This window comes from Acidovorax sp. GW460-11-11-14-LB4 (assembly GCF_059423685.1).
This window is the reverse complement of record NZ_JBWKYJ010000074.1, coordinates 1-23,567: the sequence shown is the minus strand read 5'-3', so window position 1 is coordinate 23,567 and position 23,567 is coordinate 1. Positions and strand designations below refer to the sequence as shown.

Genomic DNA, 23,567 nt, shown 5'->3' with positions numbered 1-23,567 from the left:
CCCCATGCTCCCCATCGTTTTCTCCCACGCCAACAGCTTTCCGGCCAGCACCTACCGCGTGCTGTTCAAGCACCTCAAGACCCGGGGTTTTGAAGTCAGCGCGGTCGAACGCTATGGCCACGACCCGCAGTACCCGGTGACCAGCAACTGGCCACACCTGGTGCAGCAGCTGGCCGACTTTGCAACGGTGCAGGTGCAGCGCCTGGGCCAGCCGGTGTTTCTGGTGGGACATTCGCTGGGCGGCTTTTTGAGCGTGATGGCCGCCGCCCGCCACCCCGAACTGGTGCGCGGGGTACTGCTGATCGACTCGCCCCTTATTGGCGGCTGGAAGGCCAACGTGGTCAGCGTGGCCAAGCGCACCCAGGTGGTGGGTTCGATATCGCCGGGCCGGGTGAGCCGCCAGCGGCGGTTCAGCTGGGCCAGCAACGAAGAGGCGCTGGAGCACTTTCGCAAGAAGAAGGCTTTTGCACGCTGGCACCCCGATGTGTTGCACGATTACATCACCCACGGCCTGCAAGACCAGGACGGCAAGCGGGTGCTGGGCTTTGACCGCGCGGTGGAAACCGCCATCTACAACACCCTACCGCACAACCTGGGCCGCCTGCTCAGCAAGCACCCGCTGCAGTGCCCGGCCGCCTTCATCGGCGGGCGCGATTCTGAAGAGATGAAGCAGGTCGGCATGGCCATGACGCTGCGTGTCACCGAGGGCCGCACCATGATGCTGGACGGCAGCCACCTGTTTCCCATGGAGCAGCCCGTGGCCACTGCAGCAGCCATTGAGGCAGCGCTGCTCAACCTGGCCATGCTCACGCCCCGCCAGACTTAAGTCGTACTGGCAGATCCCCGCGCAGGGTCGCCTGCGTTCCGCCTTACCACCAAATTCGGACCGCAGGGCGCGAAAAAACGCCCCACACCGCCCCCGGATCAGGGCAAACAGGGGACACACACGCCGCGCCAATCCCCTACACTGGCGAAATTGTTACAGCGTGATACACCCGACATGTCTGCACAGCCCCCGACGGCCGGGCGCCTACCCGCGCTCAGCTTTGCCTTGCTGGCCGCCTTTGTCATCGCAACAGCGGTGCGCACCCACAATGACACCACCATCGCCATCGTCATCGCCTCGGTGCTGATGTTTGCCTGCTGCTGGACCAGTGCAGCGCATCTGCTGGGCACCCGCGCTGCCCTGCAGTTTGTGTTGATCGCGGTCAGCCTGGGCTGGTTTGCCGAACAGATGGGCTCCAGCAGGGGCTGGTTCTTCGGGCACTACACCTACACCGATGTGCTGGGCCCCCGTCTGCTGGACGTGCCACTGGTCATTCCGATGATGTGGTTTGCACTGACGTATGCGGGCTATGTGATCAGCAACCTCATCGTCTGGCAATCGGCGGTGGACGGCGCTCCCGGCCTGGGCAATGCCGCCATGCTGTCATTTCTGGCAGCCATGATCGTGACCGCGTTCGACCTGGGCGCAGACCCCTACTTTGTGTACACCCTCAAGGCGTGGATCATGGCCAAGACCGATGGGGCCTGGTTTGGCGAAACCGTGCAGGGCTTTTTCGGCTGGGTGTTCGTGGCCTTTGTGATCATCTTCAGCTTTCGCATGTCGGTGCGCCAGCTCCCCTTGCAACCCGCCAGCCCCTTCCTGCGACGCCACGCCATGGTGCCGCTGACCATCTACGCGGCTGGCATGGTGTTCCAGATGATTCTGGGCAGCCCGGTGGAAATCCGGACCATTGCAGCCTTTGCCATGGGGATTCCGCTGCTCTGCGCGCTGGCGGGCTTCCAACGCTGGCGCGCACCGGGTAAGGTCGCGGCATGACCAGCAAGCCCCACAACCCTCTGCTGCCAGCTGCCGATCTGGCACCCATGCAGCACCACGCCGACCCCTTGGCTGATGCAACGATTGCCAGGATCCTTGGGCCCTGGCCCCCCGGCGACGTCGCCGCCGACGCTCCGCAATGGGCGCACATCAACACGGTGAACCTGCTGTTCAGTCAGTGGACCGACAACGCCACGCTGGCCACCTGGCAGGCCACCGAAGGCCCGGTGCAGGTGGGGGATGGTGACAAGGCCGCCAAAGGCTATGTGACCGCCGAGATGGCCAAGGCGCTCAACGACTATGTGCAGGCGGCGCAGGTGCTGCCGCCCTGGGCCGATGCCCGCAAGATCGAGCGCGCCGAAAAACTCTTCATGGACCACGGTGCGCTGTCTTGCATCCTGCTGTTCTGTGCCAGCCTGCCCGAGTGTTATGTGGTCCCGGACCTGTCGAGCGTGTTGCACACGACCGGCCAGCTGGAACAGAACACCGAATACCGTATCCGTTCCACGGCGGCCATGATCTTCCCGGTGATGCTGCACGGAGGCCTCAGCCCACGGGGTGCCGGTGTGGCACAGGTGCTCAAGGTGCGGTTGATCCACGCCACGGTGCGCAATCTCATCCTGCACGGCAGCCCCGAACATGCCATCGCGCAATGGAAGGCTGGCGGAGACGGCCTGGTGGTGCCGCGTGCAGCCCCCGCTGGTGGTGGCCGGTCCGTGATGTACCAGACCCTGTATGCACGTGGCTGGAATCTGGCCGCCAAAGGTCTGCCCTGCAACCAGGAGGAGCTGGCCTATACGCTGCTGACCTTCGGCTACGTGTTCCTGCGCAGCATGCGTCGGCTGGGTCTCGGTCTGCCGCCCGGCGACGAAGAAGCCTACCTCCACGCCTGGAACGTGGTGGGTCACGTTCTTGGCATCGACCGCTCCCTGATGGTGGAAACGATGGCGCAGGGCGATGCACTGATGGCACTGATGCAGGCCCGTGGCCGCGCAGAGCCGGTCACGCCCGACCCGCGCCCGGCCCTGGGGCAGGCCCTGATGCAGACCATGGCCAACGCGCTGCCCTGGCGCATCGTCAAGCCCTTCCCGCAGCTCATGACCCGCTACCTGTGCGGGCGAGAAACCGCCGAGGACCTGGGGTTGAACCAGCCCGTGCCCTGGCTGTCGGCCTTGCTGTTCTGGTGCGTTCTGCTGCTGGCCCGCGCCATCGACGCGGTGGTGGGTTTGCTGCTGCCGCGTTTTTCGATCGTGCGCATGCTCACGCGGGCGCTGGGCTACCACTTCATGAGCCGGGTGCTGATGAGCCAGACGCGCCCGCTGCAACTGCCCACCGAACTGCTCAACCAGGTGGACACCGTGGTGCACAGCTGGAGCGACGACCCCCATGCCCCCGGCTGGCTCAACCGCATCGAGGATCGACTGACCACCTCTGGCAGCTGGAGCCGGGGCCTGGCTGGCAAGGCAAAGCCCGCGCAGGCGGGCCAGACAGGCCAGGCACAGCAAGCCACATCGCCGTAGCCACCACGCCAATGCAACCGCTGCCGCGCAAACTCCCGATGCTGGCCCGCTTGCGGTGCATGTGTTGCGGCGTGGCAACTTGGGTGCTGTGTCTGCTGGTACTCCTGGCTGCAACCCTACCCCGGAGCGCACAGGCGAGCGAACCCTTGGTGCTCACACAGGACAGGCCGAAGGTGGATGCCTGGGAGGCCATCACCCTCAAGGCCGACCCCACCTACGAGCTCTCGGTACAGGACATGCTGGACCGCCTGGACGAGTTCAAGGCTCCAGCACGGAGCAACAACTCGCTGGGCGTACACAAGGCGGCCATGTGGCTGCATATCCCCCTGGTTGCGCCCGAGGCGCTGCGCACCCCGTGGGTGGTCAACATTGGCTACAGCTCGCTCAGGGCCGATTTGTACCTGGCCCGGGGTGGCAAGCTGCTCCAGCAGGCCCGAGCACGCCAGTCCGACCCAGCGCAGCTGACTGGCCGCACGCCTGCGATGGCCTTTGACCTGCAGCCGGGGCAACGTTACGACCTGCTGATACGGGTCCAGGCCACCGGCCCGCTGATTCTGCCCATCACGGTCAGCGAAATGCCCATTCACCTGAGCCAGGCCCTGCGCGAGCAGATGCTGCAGGGCCTGCTCAACGGGCTGGCCTTCTGCCTCTTCGCGTACAGCCTGATCCAGTGGGTCACACAGCGTGATCGCATGTTCGGCTTTTATGCGTTGGTGGTGCTGGGCAGTGCGGGCTTTTCTCTGCAGTTCTTTGGCGTCGGCCCGCAGTATCTGTGGCCCGACAACCCGTGGATGGACCGGTATTCGGGTCCGGCTGCAGGGCTGATGGCGCTGGCGGGATCGTTTCTGTTCCTGGGCCACACGCTGGCCGGCGACACCCCTGGCAGCCGGTATGCGCGCACCATGCGGGTGGGCGCGGCCGTCACCGCAGCGGTCTGTATCGCGTTGGTGGTGGGCTGGTTGACCGTGCCCCTTGCCATTGCCTTCATGAGTCTGGCGGGGGCACTGCCCTCGCTCATCAGCCTGCCTGCCGCCATGGCGCGAGTGCGGCACAAAGACCCCATTGGCGCCACCCTGCTGGTGGCGTGGATCGCCTTTGGCGTGGCCGCCGGAACGATGGTGTGCCTGGTGCAAGGCTGGATTCCTGCCAATTTCTGGACACTGCACTCGTTCCAGATTGGCGCCACGCTGGACATGCTGCTGTTCTTCCGCGTGATGGGCCTGCGCGCCCGCGCGGCCCAGGCGCAGGCCCAGGAGGCCATGCGCGAGCGGGATCTGATGCAGTCACTGGCCAACACCGATCCGCTCACCGGCCTGAGCAACCGGCGCGGCCTGCAGCACGCATTGCACGCCGCGCTGGCCCACTGTTCACCCCAAAGGCTGGTAGCGGTCTACTTGATGGACCTGGATGGGTTCAAGCCTGTCAACGACGCGCACGGCCACGATGTGGGCGACGACCTGCTGGTGGCCGTGGGCCACCGCCTCCTGGCCAATGTGCGGCACCAGACCGACCTGGTCGCCCGGCTCGGCGGTGACGAATTCATCATCATGGCCCGCGACCTGGCCACGCCCGAGCAGGCGGAGGACCTGGGCCGCTCGCTCCTGCGGGCCTTTGAGCACCCTTTTACGCTGAGCCATCTGCGCATCCAGGTGGGCCTGACCATCGGGTACGCGCTGGCCCCCCTCGACAGTGACGACCCGCAGGGCTTGCTGCGGCATGCAGACGCCGCGATGTACGCGGGCAAACAAGGCGGCAAGCACTCCGTGCGGCGCATCCCCCCCAGGGCAGCACTGGCATGACGACGATGCATCGCAACGCCCTGCTCCCCGGCAGGCCGACACCCTGGCGCCCCCTGCTGTGGCTGCTGGTGCTGGCACTGTGGCAGGTGCTGGCTCTGCCCACCGCGCGGGCCGCTGAACCCAGCCCACTCGTGCTGCCAGACGACGCCCGCCCGGTGAACGTGTGGTCGGTGGCCACGTTGCTGGCCGACCCATCTTTGCAATGGGGCGTGCAAGACGCACTGGAACGCTTGCCTGACTTTGCAGAGCCCCCCAGCCGTGGCGGCAGCCTGGGTGTGCGCAAGGAGGCCATCTGGCTGCGCGTGCCGCTGATGTCGCGCGTGGCGTCGGGCAATGAATGGATCGTGAACATCGATTTTGCGGTGCTCAACGAAGTCGACATCTACCTGATCCAGCAAGGCCGTCTGACTCAACACGCCGCGCTGGGCAACCTGCGCCCCTATTCCGAGCGCCCGCTGCGGGGCCGTACTCCGGCGATGACGCTGGACCTGGCGGCCGACACTCCCTATGAACTGCTGATCCGCGTGCAAACCTCGGGCGCGATGATCGTGCCCATCACCCTGAGCAAGGCGCCGTATCTGGTGCACCGGTCACTGCGTGAGCAGATGTTCCAGGGCGTGCTGGCCGGGCTGGCCCTGTGCCTGGTGGTCTACAGCTTCACCCAGTGGGTCAGCCAGCGCGAAAAGCTGTTTCTCTACTACTGCATGCTGGTGGTGGGCAGTGCCGGGTTCTCGCTGCAGTTCTTCGGCGTTGGCACCCAGTTCCTCTGGAGCGACCGGCTCTGGATCGAAGTCCACGCAGCAGGGGCGGCGGGGCTGCTGGCCATTGCGGGCTCGTTCCTGTTCATGGGCCATGCGCTGATGGGCCACGTGCCACACAGCCGGTTCCTGAGGGTGATGCAGGCGGGAGCAGTGCTGAGCCTGGTGCTGCTCGCGGCCTTCCTGGTCGATCTGATCAACACCCGGACCACCACCGCCATCATCAGCGTCCTGGGCCCCCTGCCCTCTCTCATCAGCCTGCCTATCGCCGTGGCACGGGCACGCAAGGGAGATTCCGTCAGCACCACGTTGCTCGCGGCCTGGGTTGCGTACTTCACGGCGGCCGTGACCATGGTGTGCCTGGTGCAAGGCCTGCTGCCGGTCAATTTCTGGACGCTGCACTCCTTCCAGCTCGGCGCAGCGGCTGACATGCTGCTGTTCCTGCGGGTGCTCGGCCAACGCTCTGCCGCCTTGCGCCATGCGGCCTCTGAAGCGCTGCGCGAGCGCGACACCATGCGCTCGCTGGCCTACACAGACTCACTGACCGGGCTGTGCAACCGCCGCGGCATGCAAATGGCGCTGCAGTCGGCGCTGGCGCAGGCCAGCCCCCAACGCCTGGTAGCGCTCTACCTGATGGACCTGGACGGTTTCAAGCCAGTCAACGACACCTACGGCCACGATGTGGGCGACGACCTGCTGGTGGCGGTGGGCCACCGGCTGGAGGCCAATGTGCGACAGCACACCGACCTGGTGGCAAGGCTGGGCGGGGACGAATTCATTGTCATGGCGCGCGAGCTGGCCACCCCCGAACAAGCCCAGGAATTGGGGCGGGCCTTGCTGCATGCATTTGAAAAGCCGTTCCGGCTGAGCCACCTCTCCATCCAGGTGGGCCTGACCATCGGCTACGCGCTGGCACCGCTGGACAGTGACGATGCACAGCACCTGGTCCGGCTCGCGGATGCAGCCATGTATACAGGCAAGGAGAGTGGCAAACACTGCATCCGCCGCAACCCGGGCGAACTGGCGCTGGCCTCATGACGTACACGCGCTTGAGTGGGTTTGTGCATCGCCCGGTTCTTGCCAGCTGGTGGCGAGTGGCCTGCCTGCTGTCGGCACTGTGTCTTCTGCTGGCAGCCCTACCGACCAGTGCGCGGGCAGCCCCCCTTGAACTGCGGGATGACCTGCTTTCTATCGAGGCCTGGCCCGCCGTCACTGTGCTGCCAGACCCCTCCGGCACCCTGCTCGTGAATGATGTCCTTGCGGAGTTGTCACGCTTTCAGGCCCCACCCGGAACCAGCGGCACCCTGGGCGTGCGGGCCGAGCCGGTGTGGGTACGCATCCCGGTCACCGTGCCCGTGACATCCAACGGCCTGTGGGTGCTGGACATCGACTATCCCGTGCTGCAACGCATCGAGGTGTACCTGGCTGCAGAAGGCCATGTGACCCAGCAGGCCACGCTGGGCAGCCTGCAGCCTTACACCCAGCGCCCGCTGCGCAGCCGCACCCATGCACTGCCCGTGGCCATGTTGCCCGGACACACCTACGACCTGCTGCTGCGCGTGGAGACCCGGGGCGCAATGGTGCTGCCCATCACAATGAACAAGCCCACCACCTGGCACAGCAAGGCTCTGAACGAGCAGATGCTGCAGGGCATCCTTACCGGGCTGGCGCTGTGCCTGCTGATCTACAGCCTGGCGCAGTGGCTCAATCTGCGCGACGTGCTGTTCATCCAGTACGCACTGCTCATTGCGGGGAGCCTGCTGTTTTCGCTGCACCTGTTCGGCCTGGGCACGCAGTACCTGTGGCGCGATATGCCGTGGGTGGAGTTGCATGCAGCCAGTCTGGCTGCGCTCACGGCCACCTGCGGCTCCTTTCTCTTCATCAGCCAGGCCTTGGCGGGTGACCGACCCCGCAGCTGGCTGCTGCGCAGCATGCGTGGCGGCGCGGTGCTGTGCGTGGTGCTGGCGGCGCTGTATGCCCTCGACCTGCTCAGCACCCGCGCAGTGACAGGCATCGTCAGCATCCTGGGGCTGGTGCCAGCGCTCATGGGCATTCCGGGGGCGGTGCGCCGCGCAAGGCTGGGCGACCCGGTGGGCTCCACCCTGCTGCTCGCCTGGCTGTTGTATTTTTTGGCCACCGCCACGGTCATTGGCGTGATCCAGGGTTGGGTGCCGGTGAACTTCTGGACCTTGCACTCGTTCCAGTTTGGCGCCACGCTGGACATGCTGCTGTTCATGCGTGTGCTGGGCTTGCGCACCAAGGCGCTGCGGTTGGAGGCGCTGGACGCCAACCGCGAGCGCGACGTGATGCGCTCACTCGCCCACACCGATCCGCTCACCGGCCTGCCCAACCGGCGCGGGCTCAATATCTCGCTCGCATCGGCCCTGTCGCGCTGTAGCGCAGAAAAAATGCTGGCTGTGTACGTGATGGACCTCGACGGATTCAAGCCCGTCAACGATCAGCATGGCCACGACGTGGGCGACGAGCTGCTCGTGGCCGTGACCCGGCGCCTGCAAGGCCATGTGCGCCAAAGTGACCTGGTGGCTCGCCTGGGTGGCGACGAGTTCGTGGTGATGGCTGGACAGCTGCACAGCCTGCAGCAGGCGCAAGAGCTGGGCCACAAGCTGCTGGATGCATTCCGCTCACCGTTTTCGCTGAACAACGTGCAGGTGGAGATCGGTCTGACCATTGGGTATGCCATAGCACCGCACGACAGCACCGACGCCATTGGCCTGCTCAAGCTGGCCGATGCCGCCATGTACAGCGGCAAACAGGGCGGCAAGTTCTGCCTGCGGCGCAACACGGGCGACCTCGCGCTGTCCTCGTCCTGAGATCGTTTTCACGATCCAGAGGTGGCTGCCCAACAGCGGGCTGAAAGACACGCCTGCCATTTCCCTCTGGTCAAAGCGCTCCTGCTCCGGTACACCCGGGGCTTCGCAACTTCCTGAAGGATCGCTCGCCATGGCCCATCGCAAAAGTTCGGCCCGCCTTGCCAAAGACGCACGCGTCGCGCACTTTTTATCCTTGGCGGCAAAACAGCCGGCGTTGAGAGCTGCGCAGGCCAGCACGCCGGTGCTCACATGGGAGGCGGTGGCCGCTCTGGAGGCGCGCATCGTAGGGCGCATCGTGCTGCCATCCAGCCCCGACTACAACGCAGCGCGGCAGGAGTCAAACCCAGCCTTCCAGTCGTATCCGGAGATCATCGTCTTTTGCGCCTGCGAGAACGATGTGCTGGAGTGCCTGGCCGTAGCCCGCACCTATGGCGTGTGGGTGGCCGTGCGTTGTGGTGGCCACAGCACCGCGGGCTACTCGGTCAACAGCGGCATGGTGGTGGACCTGAGCGACTTGCAGGGCGTGGTGCTGGATCCTGCACGTGAACGCGTGCACGTGCTGCCGGGCACCGACTTTGACCACTTTAACGGCGCCATGAACCACACGGGCTGGCACGTGCCCACGGGCGCCTGTGGCAGCGTGTGCGTGGGGGGCTTTGTGCAAGGTGGCGGCTACGGCTACACATCGCGCGCGTTCGGCATCCAGAGTGACCTGGTCGATTCCTTCCGTGTGGCGCTGGCCGATGGCACCATCGTCACCGCCAGCGCGCAGGAGCATTCCGACCTTTACTGGGCCCTGCGCGGCGGCACGGGCGGCAACTTTGGCGTGGTGCTGCAGGTGACCTACCGCATGCAGCGGCTGGCCCAGGTCTGGGCCTGGGCCATCAGCTGGGACGCCGTGCACGCGGCCCAGGTGCTCACGCTGATGCAGGCCGGCTACATGAAGACCGGTGCGCCCGCAGCATTGGGCTACATGATGAACCTGGGCTTCCAGAACGGTGTGCCGGTGTACATGGTGCAGGGCATGTTCTGCGGCAGCCGCGAGGACGGGCTGGCAGCCATTGCACCGCTGATGGCCATCCCCAGCGCGCAGCTGCTGGTGGACAAGACCGGCACCTATCCCGACATGAACGTGTGGCTGGAAGACCACCCCTACACCCTGCCCGACAACCTGCCGGACGGGATCGCCGAAACCAAGGCCAGCGGATACATCAACACCCAGCTCTCGCCCGCCGACTGGCAGCGCATCATCGACTACTTCAAGACGTCGCCCAACCCCTGGTCGCTGGCCTATCTGGAGCCCTATGGCGGCGCCATCAACCGCTACCCGATGGCCGACAGCGCCTTTGTGCATCGCAATGTCGACGCCGACCTGGTGGTGGATGTGTTCTGGCGCAACCCGGCGGAGCGCGCCCAGATGGAAGCGTGGCTCGACGGCTTCATGCAGCTCGTGCGGCCCTTCCTGAACGGCCACGTGTACCAGAACTACCCGGATGCGCGGCTGGCCGACTTTGCCTCCGCCTACTGGGGCCCGGCCTACCCGCAGCTTCAGCGGATCAAGGCGGCCTACGACCCCGGCAACTTCTTCCACTTCCAGCAAAGCATCCGGCTGCCGTGATGCCGTGCCCCTGCTCTGCGGGGGCGCAGAGGGAGGAAAAGGGCTCAGGCCGTCAACGCGTAATGCAGACGGCCCTTACCCGCCCGTTTGGCAGCGTACATGGCCTGGTCGGCACGGTTCATCAGCGCGTCGATGTCTCCCTCCAGCGGAGGGTACACCGCCACACCAATGCTGGCGCCAATGCGCAGCTCGCGCCCGTCCACCGTCATGCCCTGCTGCAGGGCGTCGATGATGCGGTGGCCGATGGTGTCGGTCACTTCGCGGGTCACCTCGTGGTCCAGCATCACCAGAAACTCATCGCCGCCCAGCCGCGCCATGGTGTCGCCCGCGCGCACCGTGCTGGCGATGCGCTGGGCCACGATGCGCAACACCTCGTCGCCCGCGCGGTGGCCTTCGGCGTCATTCACGTGCTTGAACCCGTCCAGGTCAATGAACAACAGCGCCACCGACCCGTCGGTGTGCCGCGCATGCAGCAGCGACTGCTCCAGCCGCCCCTGGAACGCGGCCCGGTTGAGCAGCCCGGTCAGTGAGTCGTGGTTGGCCAGGTAGTGCTGCTGCCGCGCGATCTGGATCTTGGCGGAAACATCCTGCACCAGCGCCATGATGGAGGTCACCTGGCCGTCGGCGTCCGTCAGGGCAGAGTTGAACCACTCGCAGTGCACCTCTGTGCCATCGCTGCGCACAAAACAGGTTTCGGCTCGGTTCTGGGACTCCTGGCCGGACTGCAGCCGCTGCAGCGCCTGCTGCAGGCTGTCGTCCATCGAGGCAGGTGCCAGCAGGTCCGTCAGCAGCCGCCCTTCCAGTCCCGCCACATGCAGCCATCCCAGCAGCTGCACCGCGCGCTGCGAGCAATGCAGCAGCTGCAGCTGGTGGTCCATCTCCACCACGGCCAGGGGGCTGTTCTCCATGTGGGAGGACAGGCGCTGGTTGGCCGCGCGCAGCGCATTCATGGTGACCTGCAGCTCGTGCACGTCCAGCGCCGTGGTGATGAAACCGTCAATCGCGCCTTGCGGGTTGTGCCAGGGCGTCAGGCAGATGGTGCGCCACTCGTCAAAGCCGTAGGGCGTGCGCAGCATGCGCTGGTACTGCACCCGCTCGCCGCTGAGCACGCGGTTCACAAACGGCATGAACCGGGCGCAGTCCTGCTCGCCATAGACCTCCACCAGTGTCTTGCCGACCAGCTCCTCCGGCACCGTGCCGAACCAGCGCGCGTATTCGTCGTTCACATAGATCATCGACAGGCTGCGGTCGATCACAGCCATGGTGGCGCCTGCGCTGCGGGTGATCACATCAAGCAGGTCCGCCTTGGACCACACCTTTTGGCGGGCGGTCTCCGGGTGCGAGGACAACTCGGGCGCTTCTGGCGTCATGCGGCAATACCCCAGTGGGGGAAAGGATCAGCGAAGGGGCAGCTTCACACACCACGACAGGGTGATGGCACGGGGTGCGGCCGCCTGGGCGTAACTGTCTGTGAGCGGCAGCTTAGCACTTTCGCCAGGCACAACCGCTCCCGTTGAACCCTTGCTACAGCGGATGCGCCTAGCGGCAGCACCGGTAGGCCAGCCCCACGGAGACCGAATAGCCCACCGGCTGCACGGTCAACGGGCTGCGGCGCGCATCGCCCTGCAGCTGCGACACGCGGGCCGCGCCCAGCACCACCCAGTGCCGGTTGAGCGCCGTCATGACCTCCACCCCGGCATCTACGCTGTACAGCCCGCCGCGTGGCTCGAACGCAGGCAAGGGGCTGCTGCCACCGGCCGGCACCCCAAAATGCCCCCGCACGTAGGTGCGGTCCCCAAAACTCGCGCCCGCCCCGAAGCTGACCTTGGTCTGCTCCGTCACGGGCCAGGTGTAGCCAATGCTGGTAGACCATTGCGCGCCACCGTCGCGGCCCAGAATGTCTTGCGAAACCCCGGCCCCCACGGCCCAGCGGTCGGTGAGGGCATAGCCCGCGCTGATCCGTGCCCGCAGGGTAGACCGCACTGACGGCAACCCCACCAGGATGGGGGCATCCGAGCCGTCACGGCCCTTGTCAATGCGCAAGGCTGCACTCAGGCTGAAGCGGTCGCTTTGCGCCAGCGTGGCGCTGGCGCCGGACTCGCGGGGCCCCAGGCCGTGGCCCATGAAGGCGCTGCCGCGCGAAGTGCTCAGGCGAAACCGGCCGTACTCGATGGCCCAAGCGGGCCGCAGGCTGTTCTTGCGGCCATCGCCCCCGGCGTAGTCGGGGCTGCTGCCCACGATGGCACCAATCGCGTAGTTGAATTTGGGCGCTGCGGCCTGCTGGCTCTCTGCCTTGTCGGACACCGTGGTTTCGGTGCTGGCCGCCTCTGGCAAGCCCTGGGCGCCCACCCAGGGGCTGACCGACAAGCCGGCGAGCGCCAGCGCCCGCAAGGAAATCAAGGGAAAGGAGACCCGACCGGTAGTGAAACGCATGGCCCGATTATCAGTCGGCCCACTGCACCCAGCCGGTCCACGCGGTCACCAGAACGATGACGCCGAACACGATGCGGTAGTAGGCAAACGGCACAAAACTGTGACTGCTGATGTAGCGCAACAACCAGCGCACACACAGCCACGCGCTGAGGAAGGAGAACACCAGCCCCGTGGCAAACAGCGGAATGTCGGCCGCCGACAGCAGCGCGCGCTCTTTGTACAGGCTGTATACCCCGGCGCCAATCAACGTGGGGATGGCCAGGAAGAACGAAAAGTCCGTCGCCGCCTGGCGCGACAGGCCCAGCAGCATGCCTCCGATGATGGTCGCGCCGCTGCGGCTGGTGCCAGGAATCATGGCCAGGCACTGCACGAGGCCGACCTTGATGGCATCGAGCGGCGTCATTGCGTCCACGCTGTGGATGCGGGTGGCCGAGGGCGGCCGCCGCTCGACCCACAGGATGATGAAGCCACCAATGATGAAGGTGCTGGCCACGACCACCGGTGTGAACAGGTGTGCCTTGATGGCCTTGCCAAACAGCAGCCCCAGCACCACAGCAGGCACGAAGGCGATGAACACGTTGAGCGCAAACCGCTGGGCCTGGCGCTCGGTGGGCAAGGCGACCAGCGTGGAGCGGATCTTGGCCCAGTACACCAGGATCACCGCAAAAATGGCGCCCGTCTGGATGGCAATGTCAAACACCTTGGCCTTGGCATCGTCAAACCCCAGCAGCGACCCGGCCAGGATCAGGTGCCCAGTGGAAGAGATGGGCAAAAACTCCGTCAACCCCTCGACGACCCCCATGATGGCGGCCTTGACCAGCAATACAACGTCCACGCGCACTCCTTGCAAATAGGTGCGGGATTATCCGCCGTGGGCCTCAGCCCCCCTGGCAAAACGCCCGCCGCGTTGCCTCTGGCGGCCCAATCCGCCCACCACTCACTCCGCGTGGCGGCATTTCACGCCCGGTGGGCTGCATTTCGTCGCAGGGCTGTGGCGCCCCGGGAAGGGCATCGGCACAGTTCGTTCCATCGAACCCGCCAGGAGCCCCGCCATGCAAATCACCCCCGTCATCGCCATCCATCTTGCAGCCGCGCTGGCGGCCGTTGCCATCGGCCCCATTGCCCTGTGGGCCCGCCAAGGGGCCACGCAGCGCCCCCGCCTGCACCGCGCGGCCGGCTACGCCTGGGTCACGCTGATGGTGGCCACTGCCGTGTCGGCCCTCTTCATCACCGGCGGCCCTGGCCCGCGCTGGGGCAGCTTCGGACTGATTCACCTGCTGATTCCCGTCACCCTGGGCATGTTGGCCATGGCCTTTGTGTTCCTCGCCCGCCGCAACATCGTCGGCCACCGCAAGATGATGCAACGCACCTACATCGGCGCCTGTATGGTGGCTGGCGGCTTCACGCTGCTGCCCGACCGTTTTCTGGGCCACACGGTCTGGTCCGCACTCGGACTGATCTGACCTCCCCCCTCCATTCATTGTTTACAACAGGACGACCACCATGCTGCTCAACCTCCTTGTCCAACAACCCCAGATGCTGGGTCGCATCATCGAAAACACGCCCTACTGGGTCTGGGCCCTGCTGGCCGGTCTGCTCTGGCTGGGCGGCAGCCAGCTGCTGGCCCGCAACGTGAGTCTGGTGCGGGCCATGGTCATGCCGGTGGCGATGACCGGCCTGTCGGTGTACGGCATCGCCTCGGCCTTTGGCGCTGCGGGCCAGGCCCTGCTGCCGGTGGGCGCCTGGCTGGCCGCCGCCGTGCTGATTGCCGGCGTGGCGCTGTGGCTGCAACCAGCGGCGCCCCAGGGCACGCTGTACGAAAGCAAGTCGCGCTGCTTCTACATTCCCGGCAGCGCCATGCCGCTGGCCCTGATCCTGGGCATCTTTCTCACCAAATACCTCGTGGGGGTGGAACTGGCCCTGCAGCCCGCCCTGGCCCGTGACAGCGGCTTTGCATTGCAGATCGCTGCGCTGTATGGCGTGTTCAACGGCCTGTTTGCGGCCCGCGCGCTGCGGCTGTGGAAGCTGGTGCAACGCAGCGCCCCCTTGGCCACATCACCCGCCACCGCCTGAGCCCCCGTAACGATCCCTCAGCACAGGAGCACCCCATGCGCAACCACACCTTCACTACCGATCCCCTCGAACGTCTGGCACGCCGCCGTGCCGGGGCCAAAATGGGCTGGTACATCCATGCCAGCGTGTACCTGCTCGTCAATCTGCTGCTGGTCGCACTGTCGGTGGGCAGCGGGCGGCACTGGGCGGTGTTCCCGGCCCTGGGCTGGGGCATCGGCCTGGCCATCCATGGCGTGGTGGTGTTCGTTCTTGCGGGTGGCAGCGACCTGCACGAGCGCATGGTGCAGGCGGAACGCGACCGACTGGCTGCTGCGCAAAACCCCCGCTGATCGGCTGATGATGACTCCTCCCGACAAAAACACGGCCATGACAAAAACCTGGATGGCCTGGTGCCTAGCCTTGCTGGCCGCAGCCGTCATCACGGCCAGCCCCGCCCATGGAGGCGTGGGGCTCGCAGAGTTGCCCGGGCAACAGGGCGACGGCCCCGTCACGGTGTTCTATCCGGCACAAGAGGCCGACCAGCCCGTGCAGCGCGGCCCTTTTGCGCTGCAGCTGGCCTGGCAGGGCACACCCGTGGCGGGCAACGGCCGTCTGGTGGTGGTGTCGCACGGCTCTGGCGGCAGCCCCTGGGTGCACACCGACCTGGCCCGTGCTCTGGTGCAGGCCGGGTTTGTGGTGGCCCTGCCAGAGCATGCGGGCGACAACTACAAAGACCACTCCACCCCCGGCCCGGAGAGCTGGAAGCGCCGCCCCGCCGAGGTCTCCCGCGCAGTGGATGCCGTCGCACAGGATGCGCGCCTGGCGCCGCTGCTGGCGCTGGACAAGGTGGGCGTGTTCGGTGGTTCGGCCGGGGGCCACACCGCCCTGGTGTTTGCCGGGGGGCAATGGTCGCCCGCCCGCTTCAAGCAGCACTGTGAGGCCCATCTGGCGGAGGATTTTTCGTCCTGCGTCGGCTTCACCACCCGCCTGCACGGCAACTGGCTGGACGGCATCAAGAAGGCCGTGGCCATCACCATCATCCGCCACCGCTTTGGCGACGAGACGCTGTATGCACACACCGACCCGCGCGTGGCGGCCACGGTGGCCGTGGTGCCGTTTGCGGCCGACTTCGACATGGACAGCCTGGCCACCCCCCGCATCGCGCTGGGGCTCATCACCGCGGGCAAGGACGTCAACCAGATTCCACGCTTTCACAGCAGCGCCGTGCTGGCCGCGTGCCAGGACCGCTGCACCCACCTTGCCGACCTGCAGGACGGCAGCCACGGCATCATGCTGTCGCCCATGCCGCCCCTGGACCGCATGAACGACCTGACCCGCGCGCTGCTGGGCGACCCGCCCGGCTTTGACCGCAGCGTGCTGCCGCGGGTGGATGCAAGCACCGTGGCATTCTTTGCCAAGCACCTGCAGCCGCTCAAGCCGGTCTCACTCACGCCACGCCCATGACAGCACCCGTGCGGACGCGTTGCTGCGCCCATTGAGCCGCCTAGAATGCAAAGCTCCATGCCCATGACACCCGAAGACCTCGACCAACTCGCCCGCCGCCGCGCCAACGCCAAGCTGGGCTGGTACCTGCATGCGATGGCCTTCGTGCTGGTCAACGCCCTCATCTTTGCCATGTCGCGCTATGCGTTTGGCACACGCCCGTGGTCGGTGTACCCGCTGCTGGGCTGGGGGCTGGGGCTGGTGCTGCATGGGGTGTCGGTGTTTCTGCTGGGCTCCGGCAGCGGCCTGCGCGAGCGCATGGTGCAGCGCGAGCGCGAGGCCCTGCAGCGCCGCCAAGACCGGCCATGAAGCTGCGCCACGAGTTCAACGGGGTCAGCAAGCTGCGGCACTACCTGCAGGTGGTGGCCTTCACACTGGTCGTGGCCACCATCCAGTGCACGTTCATGCCCGACAAGCCCTATGGGCCGCCCGTGGTGTATTCGGTGCTGATCGGCACCTTCACCTGGGCCATCATCGACCTGGGGCGGGAGTTGATACCCTCCGCCGCCGAAACGGGCTGGCCACACGGCTGGCAGGGCATTGCGCTGGTCCTGGTGGGCATCGTCGTGGGTTACCTGGCGGGCACCTTGCTGGCCGACGCGCTGTGCGTGCACTACTTTCACTTCTATCCGCCGGGGGCGTTGATCTCCGGTGCAGACCAGCGCACGTCCATCCTCATCACGGCCATTGCGGGGCTGGTGGGCACGTTCTACTTCTACGCCGTCAACAAGTCGGCCTACTTGGAGAGCAAGATGGCCGAGGCGCGCATGCACGCCAGCGAATCGCGCCTGAAGCTGCTGGAGACCCAGCTGGAACCCCACATGCTGTTCAACACCCTGGCCAACCTGCGCGTGCTCATCGGCACCGACCCGTCCCGGGCGCAGCACATGCTGGACCGCATGATTGCCTACCTGCGCGCCACGCTCAGCGCATCGCGCAGCACCCAGCACCCGCTGGCGCTGGAGTTTGAGCGCCTGCGCGACTATCTGGAGCTGATGGCCGTGCGCATGGGCCCACGCATGGCCTACACACTGGACCTGCCCGACACGCTGCGCGACGTGCCCGTGCCACCGCTGCTGCTGCAGCCGCTGGTGGAAAACGCCATCCGCCACGGGCTGGAGCCCCAGGTGGAAGGCGGCCACATCACCGTGCGTGCAAGCACCCAGGCAAGCCCCCAAGGCCTGTTGCTGGTCATCGAGGTACAAGACACCGGGGCGGGCCTTCCCGCCACCCTGCCCGTGCCAGGCCCCGGCCAGAGCTTTGGCCTGGCCCAGGTGCGCGAGCGCTTGGCCACGCTGCACGGCGCCGCAGGCGCTCTCGAATTGATAGCAATAGAGCCAAATGGCACTAGCGCTACCGTCACTTTTCCCTTGAAATCTGCCGCCACACCATGACAGAGCGAGCCCCGCGTGCCCTGATTGCCGAAGACGAACCGCTGCTGGCCGCTGCCCTGCAGCAAGACCTGGCCCGCGCATGGCCAGAGCTGCAAGTGGTGGCCCTGGTGGGCGACGGCCGCTCGGCGGTGCGGCAGGCGCTGGACTTGCGGCCCGACGTGCTGTTCTTCGACATCCGCATGCCCGGCCAGAGCGGCATCGAGGCTGCCGCCGAACTGGCCGACGCATGGCCAGATGACCTGCCCTTTCCGGCGCTGGTGTTTGCCACGGCCTACGACCAGTACGCCGTGCAGGCGTTTGAAGCGCAGGCGGTGGACTACCTGCTCAAACCCATCCAGGCCGACCGGCTGGCGCGCACCGTGGCCAAGGTGCAGGGCCTGCTGGCCCAGCGCGCATCAGCCGCTGCGGCAACCGGTGCACCACCCGCTGCACCTTCGGCGGCGTTGTCCTCACCCGAACTCGAAGCCACCATGGCCCAGCTGCGCTCGCTGCTGAGCGCGCCTGGCGTGGGCACTGCACCCGCCACCGCGCCTGCCACTGCCGCAACGCGGCTGAACGTGATCCAGGCCAGCCACGGCACGCAGATCCACATGGTGCCGGTGGCGGACGTTGTGTACTTCGAGGCGGCCGACAAGTACGTGCGCGTGCTCACGGCCGAGCGTGAATACCTGATCCGCACTGCGCTCAAGGAGCTGATCGAGCAGCTCGACCCGCAGGAGTTCTGGCAGGTGCACCGCAGCACCCTGGTGCGCGCCACGGCCATTGCCACCGTCACGCGCGACGAGGCGGGCAAGCAGCACATCAGCCTGCGCGGGCGGCCCGAGCGGCTGCCGGTGAGCCGCCTCTACGCGCACCTGTTCAAGGCGATGTAGCTGCGCACTCAGTTCAAGCGGGCGGCAGCGCCTCCCAGCGCCCCGCCACATTCTTCAGCAGCGCATTCACCGCCGTCAGGCGGCGGCTCTTCACGTCGATCAGGCTGCGCTGTGACGACAGCACGGTGGTCTGGGCCGCCAGCACATTCAGGTAACCCACGGTGCCCGCACGGTACTGGTTCTCCACCACGTCCAGCGCACGCTGCGCAGCGGCGGTGGCCTCGCGCTGCAGCTGCTCCTCCTGCGCCAGCGCAGCGGCGGCCGTGAGGTTGTCCTCCACCTCCTGCAGCGCGGTCAACACCGTCTGGCGGTAGGCGGCCGTGACCTGCGCGTGGTTGGCGCGAGCGGTCTCTACCGCAGCACTGCGCGCGCCGCCATCAAAAATCGACGCCGCCAGCGCAGGCCCCAGCGACCAGAACAGGTTGGGCGCGCTGAACAGGTCGGCCAGGGGTGATCCCCGGAAGCCCCCCGCTGCCGACAGCGTGAGCGTGGGGAAATACGCCGCGCGCGCCACGCCGATCTGCGCGTTGGCCGCCGCCACGCGGCGTTCTGCAGCGGCAATATCGGGGCGGCGCTGCAGCAGGTCGGACGGCAAGGCCTGGGGCACGTCGGCCGGTGCGGGCAACGTGGCCGTGGGCTCCAGCGCAAAGGCGGCAGGCGCCTGCCCCAGCAGCGCCGCCAGCGCGTGCTCCAGCTGGCTGCGCGTGGTTTGGGCCTCCAGCAGCTGCACCTGGGTGGACTTGTACTGCGCCTCGGCCTGCGCCACATCGGCGCTGGACGCGACACCGGCCGCCTGGCGGTTGCGCGTCAGCTCCCAGCTGCGGTCGTAGGCCTTGAGCGTCTCGCCCAGCAGCGCAGCCTGGGCCTCGGCCGCGCGCAGCGAAAAATATGTCTGCGCCACGGCAGCCTGCAGCGACAGGCGCGCAGCGGCCAGGTCGTCGGCGCTGGCCTGGGCGCTGGCCTGCGCCGCACTCACCCCGGCAGAGATGCGGCCCCACAGGTCCAGCTCCCAGCTGGCAGACAGGCCCAGCGAATGGCTGGTGCTGATGCGGGCGGTGCTGCTGCCATCCCCCTGATTGCTCAGTTGCGTGCCGCTGCGCGCGCGGCTGCTGCTGGCATTGGCCCCCACGGTGGGCAAGGCGGCCGCGCCACTGCTGGTCACGGCCGCCTGGGCCGCACGCAGGCGGGCAGCGCTCTGCGCCAGGGTGGGGCTGTTGGCCTCGGCCTGCTGCTGCAGGCGGTCCAGCACAGCGTCGCCGTACACGGTCCACCAGGTCTCGGGCAAGGCGGTGGAGGCCTGTGGCTGCGCGGGCTTCCAGATGCCCTGGGCCTGGGCGGCGGCCTGCTCTTTGTAAGCGGCAGGAATGTCCATGGTGGGCCGCTCGTACGGCGGCGTCTGCGCGCAGCCCGCCAGCCACAGGCCGCTGGCCACGAGCGCAGGCCAGGCGACCCGACGTGAAAAAGTGAAAGAGGTCATCCGTCGTTTCCTTGCAATACCACCGGGGCCCCAGGCGCGGCGCCCGCTGGCTTGCGGCGCCGCCCCACCGCGCGCAGCACGCGCGCACGCAGCCGGTCGAGCGCCACATACACCACCGGCGTGGTGTAGAGCGTGAGCCACTGGCTTACCAGCAGGCCGCCCACAATCGCAATGCCCAGCGGCTGGCGCAGCTCGGCACCATCACCCCGCCCCAGTGCCAGTGGCAGGGCCCCAAAGATGGCGGCCACGGTGGTCATCAAAATGGGGCGCAGCCGCAGGTTGCATGCGCGGTAAATGGCCTGCGCTGCGGTGACGGGCGCCCGCCCATGCTCGCCCTGCTGGCGTTGCCGCGTGAGGGCAAAGTCGATCATCATGATCGCGTTCTTCTTCACGATGCCGATCAGCAGGATCACGCCAATGAGTGCGATGAGTGAGAACTCGGTCTTGAACAGCATGAGCGCCAGCAACGCGCCCACCCCCGCAGACGGCAGCGTGGACAGGATGGTGATGGGGTGCACCAAGCTCTCGTACAACATGCCCAGCACCAGGTAGATGGTGATGATGGCTGCCAGGATCAGCAGCGGCTGGCCCGCCAGCGCGTCCTGGAACGCCCCCGCCGTGCCGCTGAACGAGCCACGCACCGACACTGGCACGCCCAGCTCGGCCACCGCATTGTTCACCGCCTCGGTGGCCTGCGACAGCGATACCCCCGGCGCCAGGCTGAAGCTGATGCTGCTGGCGGGTGTGCCCCGGTCGTGGTTGACCGACAGCGGTGTGTTGGTGGTGGTGATGCGCGCAAACGCCGTGAGCGGAATCTGCTGCCCCTGGCTGTTGACGAAAAAGAAGCCGCGCAGCGTCTCGGGGTTCTGCAGGTAGCGCGGCGCGGCCTCCATGACCACGCGGTACTGGTTGAGCGGGTTGTAGATCACGCCCACCTGGCGCTGGCCGAAGGCGTTGTTGAGTGTGGCGTCGATCTGCGCCATGGTCAGGCCCATCCGGGTCACGGCATCGCGGTCGATGACCAGCGAGGTCTGCAGGCCAAAGTCCTGCACGTCGCTGTTCACGTCCTCCAGCTCGGGCAGCTGGCTCAGCACCTGGCGGATGCGTGGCTCCCAGGTGCGCAGGTCGCCAATGTCGTCGGCCTGCAGGGTGTAGTCGAACGAGGCACCGCTCTGCCGCCCGCCAATGCGGATGTCGCGCTGCGGCACCATGAACAGGCGCGCGCCCGGCTCGTTCTTGAGTTGCTCGCGCAGCCGCGTTATCACGGCCTCCGAACTCTCCTGCCCGGGCCCGCGCTTGAGCGTCATGAACATCTGCGCTGCGTTGCGCTGCCAGCCACCGGTGAAGCCGGTCACATGCTCCACGGCCGGGTCGGCCTGCACGATGGACAGGAAACGCTGCAGCCGCTGCTCCATGGCCTGGTAGGACGTGGCCTGGTCGGCCCGGATGAAGCCCGAGATGCGCCCGGTGTCCTGCTCGGGCATGAAGCCCTTGTCGATGGCGGTGTAGAGGTACACGTTGAGCCCCACCACACACACCAGTGCCAGCAGGGCCACGGGCTGGTGGCGCAGGCACCAGGCCAGGCTGCGGCGGTACAGGCGCATGCCCCGCACCTGCATACGATCCACCCAGCGACCGATCCGATGGCTGAAGGCCGCAGCCCAGCCCCTGCGCCGCGCCGTTGCCGGGCTGTGGGGCTTGAGCAGCGCGGCGCACATCATGGGCGTGGTGGTGAGCGACACCACCATCGACACCAGGATGGCCGAGGACATGACGATGGCGAACTCACGGAAAAACCGCCCCACAATGCCACCCATGAACAGGATGGGCACGAACACCGCAATCAGCGAGATGCTCATCGACACCACCGTGAAGCCGATCTCGCGCGCACCGTCGAGCGACGCCCGCAGCGCGGTCTTGCCCCGCTCCATGTGGCGCATGATGTTCTCCAGCACCACGATGGCGTCGTCCACCACAAAGCCTGTGGCCACCGTGAGCGCCATCAGCGAGAGGTTGTCGAGCGTGTAGCCTGCCAGGTACATCACACCAAACGTGCCTGCCAGCGACACCGGCACCGCCACGCTGGGGATGAGCGTGGCACGCCCGTTGCGCAAGAACAGGAACACCACCAGCACCACCAGCGCCACGGCGATCAGCAGCGCGCGCTCCACCTCCTTGACCGAAGCCCGCAGCGTGGGTGTGCGGTCGGACACCACCTCGATGTCGATGGCCGCCGGGATGGAGGCCTGCAGCGCGGGCAGCAGCGATCGCACGCGCTCCACGGCTTCGAGGATGTTGGCGCCGGGCTGCTTGTACACCTGCAGGAGCACCGCCGGCTTGCCATTGGCCACGCCGAAGTTGCGCACGTCCTGCACCGAGTCCACCACCTCGGCCACGTCCTGCAGGCGCACGGCCTGCCCGTTCTTCCAGCGCAGCACCAGGGGCGCGTAGTCGGCCGCCACACGGGCCTGGTCGTTGGTGGCCACCTGCCAGTAGTGGTCTTCCCGCTCCACCGCGCCCAGCGGGCGGTTGGCGTTGGTGCTGACGATGGCGCTGCGCACCTGTTCCAGCGAGATGCCGTTGGACGCCAGCCGCACCGGGTCCAGCTCCACACGCACGGCAGGCAGCGCGCCGCCGCTGACCGTGGCCTGGCCCACACCCTCGACCTGCGAGAGCTTTTGCGCCAGCACGGTAGATGCCGCGTCGTACATCTGCCCGCGTGTGAGCAGGTCCGACGTGAGCGCCAGGATCATGATGGGCGAGTCGGCCGGGTTGACCTTGCGGTAGGTCGGGTTGCTGGGCATGCCCGTGGGCAGCAGCGTGCGCGCGGCGTTGATGGCAGCCTGCACATCGCGCGCGGCGCTGTCCACGTTGCGGTCCAGGTCGAACTGCAGCGTGATGGAGGTGCTACCCAGGATAGAGCGCGAGGTGATCTCGGTCACGCCCGCAATCGCGCCCAGCGACCGCTCCAGCGGCGTGGCGACGGTGGCGGCCATGGTGTCGGGGCTGGCACCGGGCAGGCTGGCGCTGACCGAGATGGTGGGGTAGTCCACCTGCGGCAGCGGCGCCACGGGCAGCAGGAAGAACGACACCGCACCCGCCAGGGCCAGGCCCAGGGTGAGGAGCATGGTGCCGATGGGGCGGTGGATGAAAGGGGTGGAGAGGCTCATGGGTGGGCTCTCCGGGTGGTTTTTTGGTGTTTTTGGCTGGATGCGCTAGTGTCTATTGGTTGTCTTGCTATCGATAACATAGCGCACGATGTGCCTTTGTTGGCGGCGGAGGCCGGGAGTCGCCCGGCTCCCGCGCTCAAACTAAGCACGCCATTCATAAACAGCAACGCTTCAGGCATTCACAACCTCGGAACGCCCACGCCACCGCTGCGCCCACCCCTCAAACGTGAGGTAAATCACCGGGGTCGTAAACAGCGTGAGCAACTGACTCAGGATCAGCCCGCCCACCATCGTCACCCCCAGCGGATGCCGCAGCTC

General features: G+C 66.9%; 20 protein-coding genes. 14 read left to right on the top strand and 6 right to left on the bottom strand.

Going from position 1 to position 23,567, the window contains the following annotated elements; all coding sequences use genetic code 11:
• Window positions 1-4 precede the first annotated feature (4 nt).
• The 7 genes from AC07X4_RS20270 (at window position 5) to AC07X4_RS20240 (ending at window position 10,348) form a co-directional block, all read left to right on the top strand.
• The gene (locus AC07X4_RS20270; RefSeq protein WP_099732185.1) at window positions 5-826 is read left to right on the top strand and encodes an alpha/beta fold hydrolase; all 822 of its coding nucleotides are present in this window, start codon (window positions 5-7) and stop codon (window positions 824-826) included.
• Between the two features lie 174 nt (window positions 827-1,000).
• The gene (locus tag AC07X4_RS20265) at window positions 1,001-1,822 is read left to right on the top strand and encodes a carotenoid biosynthesis protein (RefSeq protein WP_099730863.1); all 822 of its coding nucleotides are present in this window, start codon (window positions 1,001-1,003) and stop codon (window positions 1,820-1,822) included.
• On the top strand, window positions 1,819-3,342 hold the full coding sequence (locus AC07X4_RS20260) for an oxygenase MpaB family protein (RefSeq protein WP_056067060.1): 1,524 nt from the start codon (window positions 1,819-1,821) through the stop codon (window positions 3,340-3,342). The genes AC07X4_RS20265 and AC07X4_RS20260 overlap by 4 nt, the downstream gene beginning before the upstream one ends.
• A gap of 38 nt (window positions 3,343-3,380) precedes the next feature.
• Complete coding sequence (locus tag AC07X4_RS20255) at window positions 3,381-5,141, top strand: diguanylate cyclase domain-containing protein (protein WP_494741088.1); 1,761 nt, start codon at window positions 3,381-3,383, stop codon at window positions 5,139-5,141.
• Between the two features lie 5 nt (window positions 5,142-5,146).
• Window positions 5,147-6,937: a diguanylate cyclase domain-containing protein gene (locus AC07X4_RS20250; RefSeq protein ID WP_494741090.1), complete on the top strand. Its 1,791-nt coding sequence runs from the start codon at window positions 5,147-5,149 to the stop codon at window positions 6,935-6,937.
• A complete protein-coding gene (locus tag AC07X4_RS20245; protein WP_494741087.1) occupies window positions 6,934-8,730 on the top strand; it encodes a diguanylate cyclase domain-containing protein in 1,797 nt (598 codons plus the stop codon). The genes AC07X4_RS20250 and AC07X4_RS20245 overlap by 4 nt, the downstream gene beginning before the upstream one ends.
• Window positions 8,731-8,860: 130 nt before the next feature.
• Window positions 8,861-10,348 carry an FAD-binding oxidoreductase gene (locus AC07X4_RS20240; RefSeq protein WP_494741086.1) on the top strand — a complete coding sequence of 496 codons (1,488 nt, stop codon included), beginning with the start codon at window positions 8,861-8,863 and terminating at the stop codon, window positions 10,346-10,348.
• A 44-nt stretch (window positions 10,349-10,392) separates the two neighbouring features.
• Here AC07X4_RS20240 and AC07X4_RS20235 read toward each other — a convergent pair whose 3' ends face one another.
• The 3 genes from AC07X4_RS20235 to AC07X4_RS20225 all read right to left on the bottom strand — a co-directional run bounded on the left by AC07X4_RS20235 (window position 10,393) and on the right by AC07X4_RS20225 (window position 13,616).
• The gene (locus tag AC07X4_RS20235; protein WP_494741085.1) at window positions 10,393-11,718 is read right to left on the bottom strand and encodes a diguanylate cyclase domain-containing protein; all 1,326 of its coding nucleotides are present in this window, start codon (window positions 11,716-11,718) and stop codon (window positions 10,393-10,395) included.
• A gap of 169 nt (window positions 11,719-11,887) precedes the next feature.
• The gene (locus AC07X4_RS20230) at window positions 11,888-12,781 is read right to left on the bottom strand and encodes a MipA/OmpV family protein (protein ID WP_108499814.1); all 894 of its coding nucleotides are present in this window, start codon (window positions 12,779-12,781) and stop codon (window positions 11,888-11,890) included.
• A gap of 10 nt (window positions 12,782-12,791) precedes the next feature.
• Entirely contained in the window at window positions 12,792-13,616 is an 825-nt protein-coding gene (locus AC07X4_RS20225) for an undecaprenyl-diphosphate phosphatase (RefSeq protein WP_494741084.1), read from the bottom strand.
• Window positions 13,617-13,833: 217 nt separating this feature from the next.
• On the opposite strand from AC07X4_RS20225, the gene AC07X4_RS20220 reads away from it, so the two are divergent.
• From AC07X4_RS20220 to AC07X4_RS20190, 7 genes are read left to right on the top strand one after another with little or no spacing between them, the layout of a single operon-like run.
• Window positions 13,834-14,244 carry a DUF2306 domain-containing protein gene (locus AC07X4_RS20220; protein WP_494741083.1) on the top strand — a complete coding sequence of 137 codons (411 nt, stop codon included), beginning with the start codon at window positions 13,834-13,836 and terminating at the stop codon, window positions 14,242-14,244.
• Between the two features lie 40 nt (window positions 14,245-14,284).
• Complete coding sequence (locus AC07X4_RS20215; protein WP_060985379.1) at window positions 14,285-14,854, top strand: DUF6622 family protein; 570 nt, start codon at window positions 14,285-14,287, stop codon at window positions 14,852-14,854.
• Between the two features lie 35 nt (window positions 14,855-14,889).
• Window positions 14,890-15,183 carry a 2TM domain-containing protein gene (locus AC07X4_RS20210; RefSeq protein WP_108499812.1) on the top strand — a complete coding sequence of 98 codons (294 nt, stop codon included), beginning with the start codon at window positions 14,890-14,892 and terminating at the stop codon, window positions 15,181-15,183.
• Between the two features lie 37 nt (window positions 15,184-15,220).
• On the top strand, window positions 15,221-16,297 hold the full coding sequence (locus tag AC07X4_RS20205; protein ID WP_494741082.1) for an alpha/beta hydrolase family protein: 1,077 nt from the start codon (window positions 15,221-15,223) through the stop codon (window positions 16,295-16,297).
• Between the two features lie 57 nt (window positions 16,298-16,354).
• Complete coding sequence (locus tag AC07X4_RS20200) at window positions 16,355-16,645, top strand: 2TM domain-containing protein (protein WP_056748347.1); 291 nt, start codon at window positions 16,355-16,357, stop codon at window positions 16,643-16,645.
• Entirely contained in the window at window positions 16,642-17,730 is a 1,089-nt protein-coding gene (locus AC07X4_RS20195) for a sensor histidine kinase (RefSeq protein WP_108499810.1), read from the top strand. Before AC07X4_RS20200 ends, AC07X4_RS20195 begins: the two co-directional genes overlap by 4 nt.
• Window positions 17,727-18,602 carry a LytR/AlgR family response regulator transcription factor gene (locus AC07X4_RS20190; RefSeq protein WP_494741081.1) on the top strand — a complete coding sequence of 292 codons (876 nt, stop codon included), beginning with the start codon at window positions 17,727-17,729 and terminating at the stop codon, window positions 18,600-18,602. The genes AC07X4_RS20195 and AC07X4_RS20190 overlap by 4 nt, the downstream gene beginning before the upstream one ends.
• Before the next feature lie 13 nt (window positions 18,603-18,615).
• Here AC07X4_RS20190 and AC07X4_RS20185 read toward each other — a convergent pair whose 3' ends face one another.
• The 3 genes from AC07X4_RS20185 to AC07X4_RS20175 all read right to left on the bottom strand — a co-directional run.
• Window positions 18,616-20,079 (bottom strand): efflux transporter outer membrane subunit, encoded by a 1,464-nt coding sequence (locus AC07X4_RS20185; RefSeq protein WP_108499808.1) that lies wholly within the window; start codon window positions 20,077-20,079, stop codon window positions 18,616-18,618.
• Window positions 20,076-23,249, bottom strand: a complete 3,174-nt coding sequence (locus tag AC07X4_RS20180; protein WP_494741080.1) for an efflux RND transporter permease subunit — start codon at window positions 23,247-23,249, stop codon at window positions 20,076-20,078. Before AC07X4_RS20180 ends, AC07X4_RS20185 begins: the two co-directional genes overlap by 4 nt.
• Window positions 23,250-23,420: 171 nt before the next feature.
• Window positions 23,421-23,567 (bottom strand): efflux RND transporter permease subunit (locus AC07X4_RS20175; RefSeq protein WP_494741089.1); only part of this gene is annotated, 147 nt, incomplete at its 5' end.

What these genes read in the sequence shown, in the direction of transcription:
- AC07X4_RS20260 (WP_056067060.1), top strand. Translation starts at nt 1,819, where the DNA reads ATGACCAGCAAGCCCCACAACCCTCTGCTGCCAGCTGCCGATCTGGCA.
- AC07X4_RS20255 (WP_494741088.1), top strand. Translation starts at nt 3,381, where the DNA reads ATGCTGGCCCGCTTGCGGTGCATGTGTTGCGGCGTGGCAACTTGGGTG.
- AC07X4_RS20250 (WP_494741090.1), top strand. Translation starts at nt 5,147, where the DNA reads ATGCATCGCAACGCCCTGCTCCCCGGCAGGCCGACACCCTGGCGCCCC.
- AC07X4_RS20180 (WP_494741080.1), bottom strand. Translation starts at nt 23,249, where the DNA reads ATGAGCCTCTCCACCCCTTTCATCCACCGCCCCATCGGCACCATGCTC.
- AC07X4_RS20230 (WP_108499814.1), bottom strand. Translation starts at nt 12,781, where the DNA reads ATGCGTTTCACTACCGGTCGGGTCTCCTTTCCCTTGATTTCCTTGCGG.
- AC07X4_RS20185 (WP_108499808.1), bottom strand. Translation starts at nt 20,079, where the DNA reads ATGACCTCTTTCACTTTTTCACGTCGGGTCGCCTGGCCTGCGCTCGTG.
- AC07X4_RS20210 (WP_108499812.1), top strand. Translation starts at nt 14,890, where the DNA reads ATGCGCAACCACACCTTCACTACCGATCCCCTCGAACGTCTGGCACGC.
- AC07X4_RS20270 (WP_099732185.1), top strand. Translation starts at nt 5, where the DNA reads ATGCTCCCCATCGTTTTCTCCCACGCCAACAGCTTTCCGGCCAGCACC.
- AC07X4_RS20265 (WP_099730863.1), top strand. Translation starts at nt 1,001, where the DNA reads ATGTCTGCACAGCCCCCGACGGCCGGGCGCCTACCCGCGCTCAGCTTT.
- AC07X4_RS20235 (WP_494741085.1), bottom strand. Translation starts at nt 11,718, where the DNA reads ATGACGCCAGAAGCGCCCGAGTTGTCCTCGCACCCGGAGACCGCCCGC.
- AC07X4_RS20240 (WP_494741086.1), top strand. Translation starts at nt 8,861, where the DNA reads ATGGCCCATCGCAAAAGTTCGGCCCGCCTTGCCAAAGACGCACGCGTC.
- AC07X4_RS20190 (WP_494741081.1), top strand. Translation starts at nt 17,727, where the DNA reads ATGACAGAGCGAGCCCCGCGTGCCCTGATTGCCGAAGACGAACCGCTG.
- AC07X4_RS20200 (WP_056748347.1), top strand. Translation starts at nt 16,355, where the DNA reads ATGCCCATGACACCCGAAGACCTCGACCAACTCGCCCGCCGCCGCGCC.
- AC07X4_RS20215 (WP_060985379.1), top strand. Translation starts at nt 14,285, where the DNA reads ATGCTGCTCAACCTCCTTGTCCAACAACCCCAGATGCTGGGTCGCATC.
- AC07X4_RS20245 (WP_494741087.1), top strand. Translation starts at nt 6,934, where the DNA reads ATGACGTACACGCGCTTGAGTGGGTTTGTGCATCGCCCGGTTCTTGCC.
- AC07X4_RS20205 (WP_494741082.1), top strand. Translation starts at nt 15,221, where the DNA reads ATGACAAAAACCTGGATGGCCTGGTGCCTAGCCTTGCTGGCCGCAGCC.
- AC07X4_RS20220 (WP_494741083.1), top strand. Translation starts at nt 13,834, where the DNA reads ATGCAAATCACCCCCGTCATCGCCATCCATCTTGCAGCCGCGCTGGCG.
- AC07X4_RS20195 (WP_108499810.1), top strand. Translation starts at nt 16,642, where the DNA reads ATGAAGCTGCGCCACGAGTTCAACGGGGTCAGCAAGCTGCGGCACTAC.